Source organism: Loktanella sp. 3ANDIMAR09, from assembly GCF_001420005.1.
In the GTDB taxonomy this organism is placed as follows: Bacteria; Pseudomonadota; Alphaproteobacteria; order Rhodobacterales; family Rhodobacteraceae; genus Loktanella.
On sequence record NZ_LJAK01000003.1, the window covers coordinates 108680 to 123418 of the forward strand.

A 14739-nucleotide genomic window follows, 5' to 3' on the forward strand; every position below is an offset into this window, starting at 1 on the left:
TCTGTCTGAACGTCCTTTTAGCGCGAACTGTCCCACAGGCATAGGGTCTTGCGCGGGGCGCGCGCTGCACCCATATTTTCAACAGGACGGTTGCCGTTACGGGACCGCACGATTGATGTCGCTTGCATATAAGGACTGATCGCAATGACGAAATTGGCTTTGGGAACGCATCCGTTCCTGCTGGGGTTCGAGGGGCTGGAACGGCTGGTGGAACGCACCGCCAAATCCGGTAACGAAGGCTATCCGCCCTACAACATCGAACAGACCTCTGACACATCCTACCGGATCACGCTCGCCGTCGCGGGCTTTGCCGCGGATGACCTGAGCATCACGGTCGAGGATGCGACCCTGTTGATCCGTGGCCGTATGACCGAGGATATGGGCGAACGCGTGTTTTTGCACCGCGGTATCGCCGGGCGACAGTTTCAACGTGCATTCGTGTTGGCTGACGGTGTCGATGTTGGTGCCGCCACGATGGAAAATGGCCTGTTGCACATCGATCTGAACCGAAAGCAGCCCGACCGCGTTATCCAGACAATACAGATCTCGAAAGGTTAAATCATGTTCACGAAAAAAGACTTCGCCGATCTGGGCCAGAACATCGTCTATCTCAAGCAGGTGCAGGTCGACGATCTGCCCGATGATGTCCGCCAGCAGGCGGGCGATCTGGACACGCTGTTCGCGGTGCACAACACCAAGGGCGAACAGGTCGCACTTGTTGCCAGCGAAGGTATCGCCACACATCTGGCCGCCGAACACGACATGCAGCTGGTGACCCTGCAATAACCGATCAGGGCGAACCTGTCCGGTTCGCCCATGCAGCGGCGTCAGGCGACTTCGAACAATTCGTCGTCCATGACGTCGCCGGACCCGCTACAATCCGAGTGGACATTTACGAAATGCCGGACCGCGGCCACCGCGGTTCTGCTGGTCCAGACGCGCGTTCCTGAAATGCTGCCGCAGGTGATGCCGTCGGCAATCCGGTCCTGACCGGCCTCAATCAGCGATTTCACGATGTTGATCTGTAGTGCGCTCATGGATTCGCAGCGGCGCCCGTAGGTCACACCAACGAACAGACCGTGACCTGCGTAGGCCAGATCCATCTTGTGGTTGCCTGATGACAGCGCGGCACTGGCGACCGCACGCAGATCAGCGGCAAAGGCCTCGGCCTCTTGTGGCTTGGGGGTGCGCTCGGCGTTGGGCACCATGATGTGGAACAGATGCAACGCATGACAGCCCTGCGGGGCGGTCAGCAATCTGTTTTCAAGCTCCATATAGCGCAGCAATCCGGTCTGTGCGGACTGCGGCGGCAGCAGGGAAAACGCATCCGTCAGCAGCACGGACAGGCTGTTTACCCTGATCTGTGCCTCGCGCCTCTTTTGAACCGCGTCAGCCAGTGTTTCGGCAACCAGCACGCGTGTCAGCAGTTCGAGTCCGTCAAAAGGTTTCCTGACGAAATCGGTCGCTCCGGCGGAAAAGGCCTCTTGGATCAGGTCGACATCGTTGCTGGCCGTCATGATGACGATTGGCGTCTGATCGTAGTCATCCAGTTTGCGCACGGCACCGCACAGCGCCATCCCGTTCTGGCCGGGCAGGTAGATATCGATCAGCAGTGCGTCAAAGGGCGTTTCCGCCTCTGCGATAGCCCGCAACGCGTCCGCCGCGCAGCCAACGGGCGTGATCACATGAGTGCCGCCCAGAACGTCAGGATCGCAAAGAAAGTCAAGAATGATAGGGTCGTCGTCCACCGCCAGGATACGCATTCCCTTTTTCCTCTCTTGAGAGCAGCTTTGTTTTGTTCGTGATCGCAGCCGATCTGGGCAAAATCATGGAGAGGACGTGGCAAGAGGTCGCAGTTTGTGGCCGACCACAGAAAAAAGGCCGGGCTGATGCCCGGCCTTTTGCTTTGCATGTTCGCGTCGGATCTAGCCGCTGATCAGGCCCATGGATTCCAGCTTCAGAATGACCTGATGTGCGCAGTTGTCGACATCCTGTCCTTCGGTATCCAGCCGCAGTTCAGGGTCCTTCGGAACGTCATAGGGGTCGGAAATTCCGGTGAATTCCTTGATCTTGCCTTCGCGTGCCAGCTTGTACAGGCCCTTGCGGTCGCGGCGCTCGCATTCCTCGATCGAGGTTGCGACGTGCACCTCGATGAATGCGCCGAAATCCTCGATCTCTTCGCGCACGGCGCGGCGGGTCGTGGCATAGGGTGCGATGGGCGCACAGATGGCGATGCCGCCGTTCTTGGTGATCTCGGACGCGACATAGCCGATGCGGCGGATGTTCAGGTCGCGGTGTTCCTTGGAAAAGCCCAGTTCCGACGACAGGTTCTTGCGCACGATGTCACCGTCCAGCAACGTGACCGGGCGGCCACCCATTTCCATCAGCTTGACCATCAGCGCATTGGCGATGGTGGATTTGCCCGAACCCGAGAAACCGGTGAAAAACACGGTAAAGCCCTGCTTGGACCGGGCTGGCTTGGTGCGGCGCAGCTCTTCGACAACCTGCGGAAAGCTGAACCATTCCGGGATTTCCAGGCCCTCTTGCAGGCGGCGACGCAGTTCGGTGCCGGAAATGTTCAGAATCGTGACGTTGTCGCGGTCCTCAATCTCATCTGCGGGTTCGTATTGGGCGCGTTCCTGCACATAGACCATGTGTTTGAAATCGACCATTTCGATGCCCATTTCCTCTTGATGCTCGCGGAACAGGTCCTGCGCATCATAGGGGCCGTAGAAATCGTCACCGGCAGAGTTCTTGCCCGGGCCTGCGTGGTCGCGGCCGACGATGAAATGGGTGCAGCCGTGGTTCTTGCGGATCAATCCGTGCCACACGGCCTCGCGCGGACCGGCCATGCGCATCGCGAGGTTCAGCAGGGACATGGTGGTCGTTGACGGCTGGTACTGGTCCAGCACCGCCTCGTAGCAGCGCACGCGTGTAAAGTGATCGACGTCGCCCGGCTTGGTCAGGCCCACGACGGGGTGGATTAGCAGGTTGGCCTGTGCCTCCTTGGCGGCGCGGAACGTCAGTTCCTGATGCGCGCGGTGCAGCGGGTTGCGGGTCTGGAACGCCACGACCTTGCGCCAGCCCAGCTTGCGGAAATAGGCGCGCAGTTCGTTGGGCGTGTCGCGGCGGCCGCGGAAATCATAGTGCACCGGCTGCTGAATGCCGGTCACCGGGCCACCCAGGTAGACGTTGCCTGCGGTGTTGTGCAGATAGTTGACGGCGGGGTGCGCGGAATCGTCGGCACCGAACACCATTTCGGCCTCGCGGGCCTTGTTGGGCACCCATTTGTCCGTAACCGTCATGGTCGCAAGGATCACGCCCTCCTGGTCGCGCAGCGCGATGTCCTGACCCAGTTCGATCGTATCGGCAAAGGCGTCGGTCACGTCCAGCGTGATCGGAATCGGCCACAGGTGGCCGTCCGCGGTGCGCATGTTTTCCACGACACCGTTGTAATCTGCCTCGGACAGGAACCCCTTGAGCGGGTTGAAGCCACCGTTCATCAGCAGTTCCAGATCGCAGATCTGGCGTGGCGTCAGGTCGTGGCTGGTCAGATTCCCGGCCTCATGCTTCATCTTTTGTGCGCTCTCGAACGACACGTATAGCTCTGGGATGGGGGCAAGGTTGTTTTGCATCATTTGGGTCCTGTGGGTGGTTGGAATGTAGCCGCTGGTCGTTCCGGTCAGTTCGGCATGAAGGGCGTCGTATTCAGCGAATTTTCGGGCAAGGAACTGATCCCTCAACCGCACCATTTCGGCTGCCCCGCGATGGGTCAGCACATAGGAAAACCGCTGTCGCCGGTCGGCGCTGGCGCGGTCGCTGATCTGGATGAATCCGGCGGCAACCGCCGACTTGAGCAATGCGTTCAAACGTCCAAGCGACACCCCAAGCGCCACAGCCGTCGCACGCTGCGACGCCTCGGGCGCAAGGTTGACTTGACGCAGCAGCCGAAACAGGGCGACCTCTTCGTCAGATATGGGTGCTATGGTCTGGACGGCCACGATCACGACTCAATCTTTGTTCACGCGTGAACGCATACAGGAAAATTGCGTTCACAAAAGAACAAACATGTGTCCAAAGTTGAAAATCGCGGATTTGCGCTGAAAACAGGGTAGGTGCGTGGCCAATGCGCCGCCCTGCGCGCCATTGCGCGGTGGTGCAGAAACAAGGGGGCCGGCCTGCACTGCGCAGCCCGGCCCCGATTTCGCATCAAACTGGCCTGTGCCGTTTACTCTGCTGCGTCGACAGGTGCGCCATAGCCCAGCGGAAGTGTGGTGTCGGCCTCGACATCACTGTCGTCCTGTTCGGCCAGGAACCGTTCCGCGTCCAGTGCCGCCATGCAGCCCATCCCGGCGCTGGTCACGGCCTGACGGTAGACGTGGTCGGTCAGGTCACCAGCGGCAAAGACGCCGGGGATCGCCGTGCGCGTCGTGCCGGGTTCAACCACCACATAGCCGCCATTGTGGGTTTCCAGCTTGTCCTTGACCAGTTCGGACGCCGGTGCGTGACCTATGGCGATGAACACGCCCTTGGCCGCGATTTCCGTGATCTCGCCGGTTTCGACGTGTTTCAGGCGCACCGCCTCGACCCCCTTGGGGTTTTCGGTGCCGACGATCTCGTCGATCTCGTGGAACCACAGCGTTTCGATCTTGGGGTTCTTCAACAGGCGGTTTTGCAGGATCTTTTCGGCGCGCAATTCGTCGCGGCGGTGCACCAGCGTGACCTTGGATGCGAAATTCGTCAGGAACAATGCCTCTTCGACGGCCGTGTTGCCGCCGCCAACCACGATGATTTCCTGACCACGGTAGAAAAATCCGTCGCAGGTCGCGCAGGCGCTGACGCCGAACCCTTTAAATTTCTCTTCAGAGGGCAGGCCCAGCCATTTGGCGCGCGCACCGGTGGCCAAAATCACCGCGTCAGCCGTCACAACCGACCCGCTGTCGCAGGTCGCGGTAAAGGGGCGTTTGGACAGGTCCAGGTCCGTCACGATGTCATGCACGATGTTGCAGCCCATCGCGCGGGCGTGGGCCTCCATCCGGACCATCAGGTCGGGGCCCTGCACTTCGGTATCGCCGGGCCAGTTTTCGACCTCGGTGGTGGTGGTCAGCTGACCGCCCGGTTCGATCCCCTGGATCAGCATGGGTTCCAGCATCGCGCGGGATGCATAGACGCCTGCGGTATAGCCTGCCGGGCCAGAGCCTACGATCAGGACACGGGTGTGCTGGGGTGTGGACATGGGACCTCCTGTCGGTGTTGTTCCCCATATAGTCGGGCCGGGCTGGCAGCGAAAGGTCAACTGCGTTTCTGAAAGTTGCGCGTCAATGAAACTTTGTTGCGCAGGTTTGCCTTTGGTCGTAGTAATCAAAACAACAATAAGGAGAGACCCCCCAAAATGCCGGGTGCAAAGCTGGACGAAATCGACCGGATGATTCTTGCAGAACTTCAGGCCGACGGCCGGATGACAAATGTGGAATTGGCAAAACGGGTCGGCATCAGCGCGCCGCCCTGCCTGCGCCGTGTCCGCACGCTGGAGGAGCAGGGCTACATCCTGGGCTATCATGCCGATGTCGATCCGCGCGAACTGGGGTTCGAGGTTCAGGTCTTTGCCATGGTCGGACTGGTCAGCCAGGCCGAGGCTGATCTGTCAGCATTCGAGGGGCGTTGCGCACATTGGCCGCTGGTACGCGAATGTCATATGCTAAACGGCGAAGTCGATTTCATCCTGAAATGCGTGGCCCCCGACCTGCGGAGCTTTCAGCGGTTCCTGACCGAGGAATTGACCAGCGCGCCCAACGTGGCAAGCGTCAAGACATCCCTCGTGATCCGTGGCGCAAAGGATGAACCCGGCGTGCCGTTCGATGTGCTTGAGGCACGGCTGGCAAAAGACGCCTGATACCATCCGTCATGGGTCTATGCCTGTGCGCCGGATGACATGTCCTGCGACATAGGTGTCATGTGATGGATGACAGGTCCAGATCGCGCAGATGCAGGCGGGGATGCAGCAGCGGGCCGAAATCGCCCAGTTGCTCCATGTGCGGGAACATCGACATCAACAGTTCCCGGCCATCGTTGCGCAGTTTCAGCAGGTGCGGCAGGCCGGGGTGCAGCGATTCAATCTCCAGACCGCCGCCGATGATGATGCTCGCGTGTTCGCGGAACCCCAACTGATAGACGTCCACCGCCGTGGCGGGATGCAATTCGACGATGGCGGACTGGTCGATGAAATCACGCGCGAGGATGAACGATACCTCGTCCCCGGACAAACGCTTGCTCATGTTGTGGCGGTGGGCGATGCGTGCAGCCGGACCCAGCACGACGTCCGCATTCGGTTTGCGGTAGCCCAGTGCGTCCTGCGTCAATCGCGTCATTGTTCCCATTTCGGGATTTGCATTCTGCGTACCGGGTACGATCTGCATGCAGCCTTTCCACAACAGCTGCATCATGCCGTGGCTGGTCGTCATCACACGATCGCCGGGCCACAGATCCTCGACCGCGCAGGGGCCGGCGTCCGTGGTGACGATCGCGCCGCGCCCAATCGCGGCAAAGCAGTTTTCAAACAGAGGTATGGCCGGGGCAATCCGGGTCATATCATCAATGTCAGAGGAGGGAGTCAGATGGACAATCTCGTAGCGACGCATGAGAGGCTTCACGCGTCGAGATTGTCCATCCAGACCAGCTGTCCGGTCTGAGGAAACCGGGGTCGTATTCCGTTGCGGCGCGTGGGACGCGGACCGCGGGAGGGACTGATTTAGCATGTGTCGCACCATCTGGCTTGTCACATCATCTGTCGGCCCCACCGACAACATCTGAGGAGATCGTTGCTGTTGGGTTGATTAAGGCGTCATTCGCCGCATTTCGTCAAACTATTCGCAAGATTGAATTGCGACTGGCGATAGTCCCCTTTCCTGGCGGCGATTGTTCAGGAAATGACGGGAGATTTTGCCATATTTGGCCGAATCAAAGGTCTGCACGCGGCGGGAATCACGAGGGAAAGCACAGACGTGACACAGTTGCCTGAATTCACCATCGGGATCGAAGAGGAATATCTGCTGGTCGATGCAGAGACGTTTGAGCTGGCCGCGGCACCGGATCCGCTGATGGCGGCGCTGACTGCGGCGCTGGGCGATCAGGTCAGCACAGAATTTCTGAACTGCCAGGTCGAGGTCGGAACCGGTATCTGCGCCACCATCGCTGAGGCGCGCGCCGATCTGGCGCAATTACGCAAAACCGTCGCGAAACTGGCCGCAGACCATGGGCTACGGCCTGTCGCGGCGTCTTGCCATCCTTTTGGTGATTGGAAACAGCAGGGTCGCACGGACAAACCGCGCTATGATCAGCTGGACGATGATCTGGGGGCTGTCGCACGCCGCATGTTGATCGGTGGCATGCACGTTCACGTGGGGTTGCCCGACCAGGACAGTCGCATCGCGCTGATGAATCAGCTGTCCTATTTTCTGCCGCATCTTCTGGCCTTGTCCGCATCTTCGCCGTTCTGGCAGGGCAGGGACACCGGGCTTGCCAGCTATCGCATGGCCGTTTTCGATTCCATGCCGCGGACAGGGCTGCCGCCGCGCCTGCGGGACTGGGCGGACTGGGAATCGCGCGTGCAGCGTCTGGTCGGACTTGGCGTGATCGAGGATTCGTCCAAGATCTGGTGGGATCTGCGTCCATCCGGTAAATTTCCGACGCTCGAGACGCGGATTTGCGATGTCTCGCCGCGCCTTGCGGATACGCTGACCATCGCGGCGGTCGTTCAGGCGCTGACCCGAATGCTGTGGCGGCGCACCCGTCATGGACAGCCCTGGCGCGACGCCGACCCGATCATGGTGCAGGAAAACCGCTGGCGCGCGCAGCGATACGGCGTCTCTGCTGGCCTGATCGACAGTGCAGCCGATCGGATCGTGCCCATGCCGCAGCTGATGGATGAACTGCTGGACCTCATTTCAGAGGATATGTCGGCACTGAACAGCGTGGCCGAGGCGTCGCGGATTGCAGATATCGCAAGGTCCGGAACCGATGCGGATCGCCAAAGGGCGCTGTATCAATCTGCAATGGATGGGGGTGCTGACACCCATGACGCGCTTTGCGCTGTCGTGCGCGCGCTGGCGGATGATTTTACCGCCATCTGACGGGCCAGTGCGTCCCTCTGGTGTGGTGGAAAAAGCCCGTGCGGCCAGAGGTGGTCCGCACGGGGGCAGTGGACCGGCGGAGGGGAAGCAGCCGGTCGTCGGGAAAACGGTGCGGGGGTCTAGCCTGCCAGCGACATGCCTTCGGGAAGCGGTGCCAGAGAGATCTTCTTGTCGCGACCTTCGGTTTCAAGCCGGCGCGCGATCATGGCCTGACGGCGCAATCCGCGCTCCCAAGGCATTTTGGTCGTGCATTTCTCGGCTTCGGCGATGGTGTTCTTCATCCAGCGTGCTTTGCTCATTGTCTCGGTCCTCTGTTTCAAAATGCCCGCGCTTTTCTGCGGGATTGGAAACAGTTTCACCCCGGGAATGGGCAGCAATTGGACAATGGATCGGGATTTTCAGTTTTTTTGTCATCACTGGCGGGTGAAATTTGGCAGCGTTGTTGCTGCATGCGAAACACTATGTTTTCAGTGTTTTTGTGCTGATTTCTACGCCAATGCCGCCCGTGGCCCACGCATTGTTTCGCATTTTGTGGCAGAACGGCGGCGGCCTGTCGCCGCAAAGCGGCCCTAATCCAGCACGATGGACGCAATCATGCGCCCGTAATCTGCATCATTTGCATGGGTGGACCTGCGATAGCTGAAGAATCGCGCAGGGTCCGCATAGGTGCAGTGCCGCGTCCATGACGCATGACCAATCCCGGCACCGCGCAGGCGGTGCAACCCGTAGGCGGGCAGATCGAAATGCAGCCTGTCGCCGGCCCCATTGGCAAAGAACCGGCTGTTGGCGTTGTCTTCGGTCAAAAAGGCATCCATGAATTCCGGTCCGACCTCATAGGCGGCCTGGCTGATGGATGGTCCGATGACGGCGCTGATCCGCGCCCGGTGAGCACCCAGCGCCACCATTGCGTCGATCGTGTTCTCCAAAACCCCCGACAGCGCGCCTTTCCAGCCGGCATGGGCCGCGCCGATCACCCGCGCCTGCGCATCGGCAAACAGCACGGGCTGACAATCGGCGCTCAGGGTGCACAGGGCGACGCCGGGGGTGGCCGTAACGATCCCGTCGGCCTTGGGCAATGTGGTCAATGGCCCCGTGACGGCCACCACATCGGGCGAATGCACCTGATAGACACCTACCAGCCAATCCGGGTCGACCCCCATGTGACCTGCGACCCGTTCACGGTTGATCGCCACGATTTCCGACTGATCGGCGCTGCCGATGCCGCAGTTTAGCGATGCATAGATTCCAGAGGACGCACCGCCCTTGCGGGTGAAAAAACCGTGGCGCAAGGGTGCCAGGGCATCGTCGGTAATCGGGGCAAGTGTCATGCGGTCAGTCCCGGTGGCGGCGTGCTGCCTGCGGCATACAGGCCCAATACCTTGAATAGGTCGCCCATTTCGGCGGGGTGGGTCAACCGTCGATGGGCCGAAATCAGGGTTTCGCGTGCGGGTTCGCTCAAACCTTTGGCAAGCGCCTGCGCCCGGTTGCTGATCCCGAGGCGTTCGAGAAACACGCCTTGTGGCGTCAGTTTGCTGTGCAGCGCAGGCTGTGCTGCCTGTGCCAATGCCGCGAAATCGACATGCGCTGTCAGGTCCGCCGCCCCCGGCGTGGCAAAGGGATCGACGGGCTGGTGCGCCTGCACCGCCTGAAACGTGTCGCCGAAACTGGTCCAGCCGCCGTAATCCACGATCAGTGCCGCACCGCCATGACCTGCAATGCGCGAACCGATGATGCGGGCGGCATCCTGCGCGGGCGTGCTGACCTCGACCACGTCGCCGTCGCGGGTGTCGTCCAGGCGGTCCGCCAGCATTGCCAGCGGGGCGGGGTCGGTCAGTCCCAGCGCCAGTACGCCATCCGACAGGCCCACGACACGTTCGCGCCAGCCTTCACCGTCGCGCTGGAACTGCCGGATCGGCAGCGCGTCGAAAAATTCGTTGGCGACCAGAAACAGCGGCTGGGCGGGCAGGGCATCCAGATGATCCAGCCAGATCGCATCAGGCACCCGCTGCGCCTGTGCCGCGCGCAGCACCGGCGACGCCTCGATCAGGTGGACCTCTGCGGCATCGCGGAACCCCGGCACCCGTGCCGTGGCGCGCAGGATATCCGCCATCAGCGTCCCGCGCCCCGGTCCCGGCTCAGCCAGCGAAAAACGTGCAGGTGATCCCTGATCTATCCACGCCTGCGCCAGCGCGAGGCCGATCAGTTCGCCGAACATCTGGCTGATCTCGGGTGCGGTGATGAAATCGCCCGCCACCCCGAACGGGTCGCGGGTCGCATAATAGCCGTCGGTGGGGTCCAGCAGGCAGGTGGACATGTAGTCGGCCAATGTCATCGGGCCGTCGGTGGCGATGCGCGCCATCAGACGATCCGTCAGCGTCATCGGCGCGACAACACGATCAGCGTCACGCCGAACAGGATCATCGGCAGGCTGAGCAATTGGCCCATCGTCAGACCCCATGCGCCGAAATCCAGCGCCCAGCCCAGCGGGTTGCCCGGGCCCTGAAACTGCGCATCGGGCTGGCGTACGAATTCGACCATGAACCGCGCCAGCGCATAGCCTGCGCAGAACACGCCCGTGATGAACCAGGGTGTTTTCAACCCGCCCCGGCGATACACGAGGAACAGCAGGATCGCGCCCAGCACCAACCCCTCGAGTGCGGATTCGTACAACTGACTGGGGTGCCGGGCACACAGTCCCACGATGTCGCCACAGTCCTGTGCCGCGGCCCCCGGAAACACCACAGCCCAGGGCACGTCGGTCGGGCGCCCCCAGAGCTCTGCGTTGACGAAATTCGCGATACGCACCAGCAGGATCGCGGGTGTCGCGGCCAGACAGGTCACATCCGCCATCGACCCGAACGACGCGCCGTTGCGGCGGCTGAACAGATAGACCGCCAGAACGACTCCCAGAAATCCGCCGTGAAACGACATGCCGCCGGTCCAGATCGCGGGAATTTCCAGCGGATTGGCCAGGTAGTAGGCTGGTTGATAGAACAGACAGTAGCCCAGACGCCCGCCCGCGATCACGCCCACCACGATATAGGTCAGGTAATCTTCCAGCCGCGCCGCCGGGACCGGGGGTTCACCGCGCCACAGCGCGGGGCGGTTCAGTGCCTGCTTGATCATCTGATAGCCGATGGCGATGCCCACGATATAGGCCAGCGCATACCACCGCAGGGCAAAACTGCGCCCGAACAGGTCGATCGAAAACACCTCGGGGGAGATGTCGGGAAAGGGAAGGGCGGCCAACATGCCGCCATCTGTGTAATCGGGCGCGGGTGAAGTCAACCAGCCGCGCTTGAATACAGGCGCGCCGCCGCCCATATACGGTGTAACAAATTCCTCAGCGCAGGTGGATACCATGCAACAACGCGGCAAGATTTTCGACGACATCAGCCAATTGATGACCAACGCGATGGGCGTGGCCCAGGGGGCCAAGGACGAGGCGAACAATGCCATCTCGGGCATGATGGATCGCTGGCTGGCCGACCGCGATTTTGTCACGCGCGAAGAATTCGACGCCGTCCGCGCCATGGCGCAAAAGGCACGCGAAGAGAACGCGGCCCTGCTTGCACGGATCGAGGCGCTGGAGGCCAAGGGCTGATCTGACCCGCGATAGCGGACATCGAAACAACACCCGCCCGCATCTGCGTGGCGGGTGTTTTGTTGTGCGCGGCACGCCGGTGGTCTAGGCGGTGCAGATGGATGATACCCTGCCACCGTGCCCCGAATGTGCTGCCGACATGACCTATGCGGTCGATGCCTTGCTGAATTGTCCCGCCTGCGGCCATGCGTGGTCAGCCGGGGATACCGCCGCTGATGTGGTGCGCGATGCGGTGGGCAACCCGCTGATGGATGGCGACACGGTCGCCGTGATCAAGGATCTGCGCCTCAAGGGGGGGGCTGGTGTGGTCAAGGTCGGTACAAAGGTCAGCAATATCCGTCTGGTGGACGGTGATCACGATATCGACTGCAAGGTCCCCGGCTTTGGCCAGATGGGACTGAAATCACAATTCGTGAAAAAGGTGACCTAGGCGCAGGGTCAATTTGTCGGGGTCCTAGACCTCCTTGGTCAGGGTCAGTCGAAAACTGACGGCCTCGGCGATATGGGCGCGGCACACGTCATCGCTGGATTCGAGATCGGCAATCGTGCGGGCGACGCGCAGCACGCGGTGATACCCCCGTGCCGACAGGCCAAAGCGTTCGGCCACGTCGCGCAGCAATGCGCGGCCTGCATCATCAGGGGTGGCAACAGACTCCAGCATCTCGCCTTGTGCATCGGCGTTGGACCACATCGCGGGTTCCCCGGCGTAGCGATCCGTCTGGATGCGGCGCGCGCCTGCAATGCGCTGCGCGATCACCTGTGATGTTTCGCCCGTCGCGGGCAAGTCGAGGTCGGAATAGGCCACGGGCGGCACTTCGACCCGCAAATCAAAACGATCCATCAGTGGCCCGGAGATGCGTCCAAGGTAATCGTCGCCGCAGACGGGTGCGCGCCCGCAGGCGCGGGCCGGATCGGGCAGATATCCGCATTTGCACGGGTTCGCGGCCGCCACCAGCATGAACCGACAAGGATAGCGGACATGCGCATTGGCGCGGGCGACAACCACCTCGCCGGTCTCGATGGGTTGTCGCAGCGTTTCCAGCACCTGACGCGGAAATTCCGGGAATTCGTCCATGAACAGCACACCGTTGTGCGCCAGGCTGATTTCCCCTGGTTTGGCACCGCGCCCGCCACCGACGATGGCGGGGGTGGAGGCGGTGTGATGCGGTTCGCGAAACGGGCGGGTGCGGTTGATGCCGCCCTCGGTCAGCAATCCCGCGACCGAATGGATCATCGAGGTTTCCAGCGCCTCGACCGGCGTCAGAGGCGGCAACAGACCGGGCAGGCGCGCGGCGAGCATGGATTTGCCCGATCCCGGCGTGCCGACCATCATCAGGTGGTGCCGCCCGGCCGCCGCGATTTCCAGCGCGCGTTTTGCACGTTCCTGACCCTTGACCTCGGACAGGCAGCGCGCGCCGCTGTGATGGGTGACCTCTCCGGCCTCGGCGGGGTCCAGCACGCGGCGTCCGGTGAAATGGTCGATGGCCTGCGACAGCGTGGCAGGTGCCAGAACGCGGACGCTGTCGACCCAGGCGGCCTCTGCACCGCAAGGCTGCGGACACATCAGCGCGCGATCCTCTGCCCCTGCGGCCACGGCGGCGGGCAGCGCGCCTGTGACAGGCACCAATGTGCCGTTCAGCGACAGCTCGCCCAGGGCCACGGTGGCGGCGATGTCGTCCTTGGGCAGAATATCGATTGCGCCCAGCACCGCGAGGGCGATGGGTAGATCGAAATGCGACCCTTCCTTGAGGATGTCGGCGGGCGATAGGTTGATGCTGATGCGCGCGCTGGGCAGGGCGATGGCCAGCGCTGCGAGGGCCGCCCGTACCCGTTCGCGTGCCTCGGAGACAGCCTTGTCGGGCAAGCCCACGATGGCAAAGGCCGGCAGTCCGGGTGTGACGGCGCATTGCACCTGCACCAGCCGCGCGTCGATGCCGTCAAAGGCGACTGTATAGGCAAGGGCGGTCATGGTGGCCTGTCATGGTTGCCGCGCCAGTTGACCGCGAGATCGTTGTTAATTGGTTAACGTCGCTGATTGGTTAACGTGGGGGGGATTTCGATGCTGGAGGGGGCGCTGCCCCCGCCTGCGGCCCCCCGGGATATTTTGGACCAGAAGAAGATCAGACCATGGCCATGAATTTCGGCCATGCAGCAGGATCGGCCACCGTCTTGTCACGGCAGAATGCGTTGCAAAATCCGAACGTGCGACCGTCCATGGTCATCAGGTGGGTGACCGGGTCCCCCGAATGGGGACATGTCCGGTTTTCGGCTGTCCCCTGATCAACAGCGCGGGCGTGCAGTGGCGCAGGGCCGGGCCAGGGGCGTTCGGGCAGGTCCATCGCATAGGGCATCGGGTCGTAGCGCTGCGTCAGCCCCATCGCCCGCCATTGCCGGATCAGCGGATCGTTCAGGTGGGCCGCGACATAGGCCTGCGCCGCGTCCGACACCGGCAGGTCATAGGTGGCGATGCGCAGTGCCACCGGCGCGTAGAAAACATCTGCCAGAGAATAGCGTCCGAACAGCCAGGGCCCGCCTGCCCCGTGGCGCGCGCGGGCCAGCGCCCAGAGTGTTTCCAGCCGGGCCAGATCGGCCAACACGCCGGGCTTGGGGGCGAACCCCTGCCAGCCGTGGGCCACCATCATCGGGCAATCGCCGCGCAGGGCGGCGAATCCGCTATGCATCTCGGCCACAAGCGATCGGGCCAGCGCGCGGGCACCGGGATCGGCCGGGTACAGACCGGCCTGAGGATGCGCCTCGGCCAGTGTTTCGGCCATGGCGATGCTGTCGGTCACCACATGGCCCTGCGGCGTCCGCAACACCGGGACGGTGCGTGCCGGTGCCAGATCAGCAAGGTCGGCTGCCATCGTTCCGGAATAGAGCCCCACCATATGGCTGCGGTAGGGCAGATCAAAGGCCGCGAGCATCAACCATCCGCGCAGGGACCAGCTGGAAAACGTGCGGTCTCCGATAAACAGGTCGTAGGTCATGGCGGATCTCCCTCATGTC

The 14739-nt window shown here is 62.1% G+C and carries 16 protein-coding genes; 6 read left to right on the forward strand and 10 right to left on the reverse strand.

Annotated features, from left to right (window positions below; all coding sequences use genetic code 11):
* Positions 1 to 144: 144 nt before the first annotated feature.
* Positions 145 to 558, forward strand: a complete 414-nt coding sequence (locus AN189_RS05840) for an Hsp20 family protein (protein WP_056032506.1) — start codon at positions 145 to 147, stop codon at positions 556 to 558.
* A gap of 3 nt (positions 559 to 561) precedes the next feature.
* Positions 562 to 786: a DUF1150 family protein gene (locus AN189_RS05845; protein ID WP_056032509.1), complete on the forward strand. Its 225-nt coding sequence runs from the start codon at positions 562 to 564 to the stop codon at positions 784 to 786.
* Between the two features lie 41 nt (positions 787 to 827).
* Here the strand turns inward: AN189_RS05845 and AN189_RS05850 are convergent, their stop codons facing one another.
* From AN189_RS05850 to trxB, 3 genes are all read right to left on the reverse strand, one after another.
* A complete protein-coding gene (locus AN189_RS05850) occupies positions 828 to 1763 on the reverse strand; it encodes a response regulator (RefSeq protein ID WP_056032512.1) in 936 nt (311 codons plus the stop codon).
* 162 nt (positions 1764 to 1925) lie between these two features.
* Entirely contained in the window at positions 1926 to 4001 is a 2076-nt protein-coding gene (locus AN189_RS05855) for a bifunctional sulfate adenylyltransferase/adenylylsulfate kinase (RefSeq protein ID WP_056033220.1), read from the reverse strand.
* Between the two features lie 227 nt (positions 4002 to 4228).
* Positions 4229 to 5236, reverse strand: coding sequence for a thioredoxin-disulfide reductase (trxB, locus tag AN189_RS05860; RefSeq protein ID WP_056032515.1), 1008 nt, complete (start codon positions 5234 to 5236; stop codon positions 4229 to 4231).
* Between the two features lie 156 nt (positions 5237 to 5392).
* On the opposite strand from trxB, the gene AN189_RS05865 reads away from it, so the two are divergent.
* A complete protein-coding gene (locus tag AN189_RS05865) occupies positions 5393 to 5893 on the forward strand; it encodes an Lrp/AsnC family transcriptional regulator (RefSeq protein ID WP_056032518.1) in 501 nt (166 codons plus the stop codon).
* 58 nt (positions 5894 to 5951) lie between these two features.
* Here AN189_RS05865 and AN189_RS05870 read toward each other — a convergent pair whose 3' ends face one another.
* Complete coding sequence (locus AN189_RS05870; RefSeq protein ID WP_056032521.1) at positions 5952 to 6587, reverse strand: Hint domain-containing protein; 636 nt, start codon at positions 6585 to 6587, stop codon at positions 5952 to 5954.
* Positions 6588 to 7001: 414 nt separating this feature from the next.
* Between AN189_RS05870 and AN189_RS05875 the strand changes: the two genes are divergently transcribed.
* Positions 7002 to 8129, forward strand: a complete 1128-nt coding sequence (locus tag AN189_RS05875) for a carboxylate-amine ligase (protein ID WP_056033223.1) — start codon at positions 7002 to 7004, stop codon at positions 8127 to 8129.
* Positions 8130 to 8248: 119 nt separating this feature from the next.
* Here AN189_RS05875 and AN189_RS05880 read toward each other — a convergent pair whose 3' ends face one another.
* The 4 genes from AN189_RS05880 to lgt form a co-directional block, all read right to left on the reverse strand.
* A complete protein-coding gene (locus tag AN189_RS05880) occupies positions 8249 to 8428 on the reverse strand; it encodes a hypothetical protein (protein WP_056032524.1) in 180 nt (59 codons plus the stop codon).
* Positions 8429 to 8698: 270 nt separating this feature from the next.
* Positions 8699 to 9457 carry a peptidoglycan editing factor PgeF gene (gene pgeF, locus AN189_RS05890; protein ID WP_056032530.1) on the reverse strand — a complete coding sequence of 253 codons (759 nt, stop codon included), beginning with the start codon at positions 9455 to 9457 and terminating at the stop codon, positions 8699 to 8701.
* Positions 9454 to 10509 carry a class I SAM-dependent methyltransferase gene (locus AN189_RS05895; RefSeq protein WP_056032533.1) on the reverse strand — a complete coding sequence of 352 codons (1056 nt, stop codon included), beginning with the start codon at positions 10507 to 10509 and terminating at the stop codon, positions 9454 to 9456. Before AN189_RS05895 ends, pgeF begins: the two co-directional genes overlap by 4 nt.
* Positions 10506 to 11381 (reverse strand): prolipoprotein diacylglyceryl transferase, encoded by an 876-nt coding sequence (gene lgt / locus AN189_RS05900; protein ID WP_056033226.1) that lies wholly within the window; start codon positions 11379 to 11381, stop codon positions 10506 to 10508. The genes AN189_RS05895 and lgt overlap by 4 nt, the downstream gene beginning before the upstream one ends.
* A gap of 109 nt (positions 11382 to 11490) precedes the next feature.
* Here lgt and AN189_RS05905 point away from each other — a divergent pair, with 109 nt between their 5' ends.
* Both AN189_RS05905 and AN189_RS05910 read left to right on the forward strand, forming a co-directional pair.
* Positions 11491 to 11733 (forward strand): accessory factor UbiK family protein, encoded by a 243-nt coding sequence (locus tag AN189_RS05905; RefSeq protein ID WP_056032536.1) that lies wholly within the window; start codon positions 11491 to 11493, stop codon positions 11731 to 11733.
* A gap of 97 nt (positions 11734 to 11830) precedes the next feature.
* Positions 11831 to 12163 (forward strand): zinc ribbon domain-containing protein YjdM, encoded by a 333-nt coding sequence (locus AN189_RS05910; protein ID WP_056032539.1) that lies wholly within the window; start codon positions 11831 to 11833, stop codon positions 12161 to 12163.
* A gap of 24 nt (positions 12164 to 12187) precedes the next feature.
* On the opposite strand, the gene AN189_RS05915 is transcribed toward AN189_RS05910, so the two are convergent.
* Positions 12188 to 13702, reverse strand: a complete 1515-nt coding sequence (locus AN189_RS05915) for a YifB family Mg chelatase-like AAA ATPase (protein WP_056032542.1) — start codon at positions 13700 to 13702, stop codon at positions 12188 to 12190.
* Positions 13703 to 13853: 151 nt separating this feature from the next.
* Positions 13854 to 14720: a glutathione S-transferase gene (locus AN189_RS05920; protein WP_056032545.1), complete on the reverse strand. Its 867-nt coding sequence runs from the start codon at positions 14718 to 14720 to the stop codon at positions 13854 to 13856.
* Between the last annotated feature and the right edge of the window lie 19 nt (positions 14721 to 14739).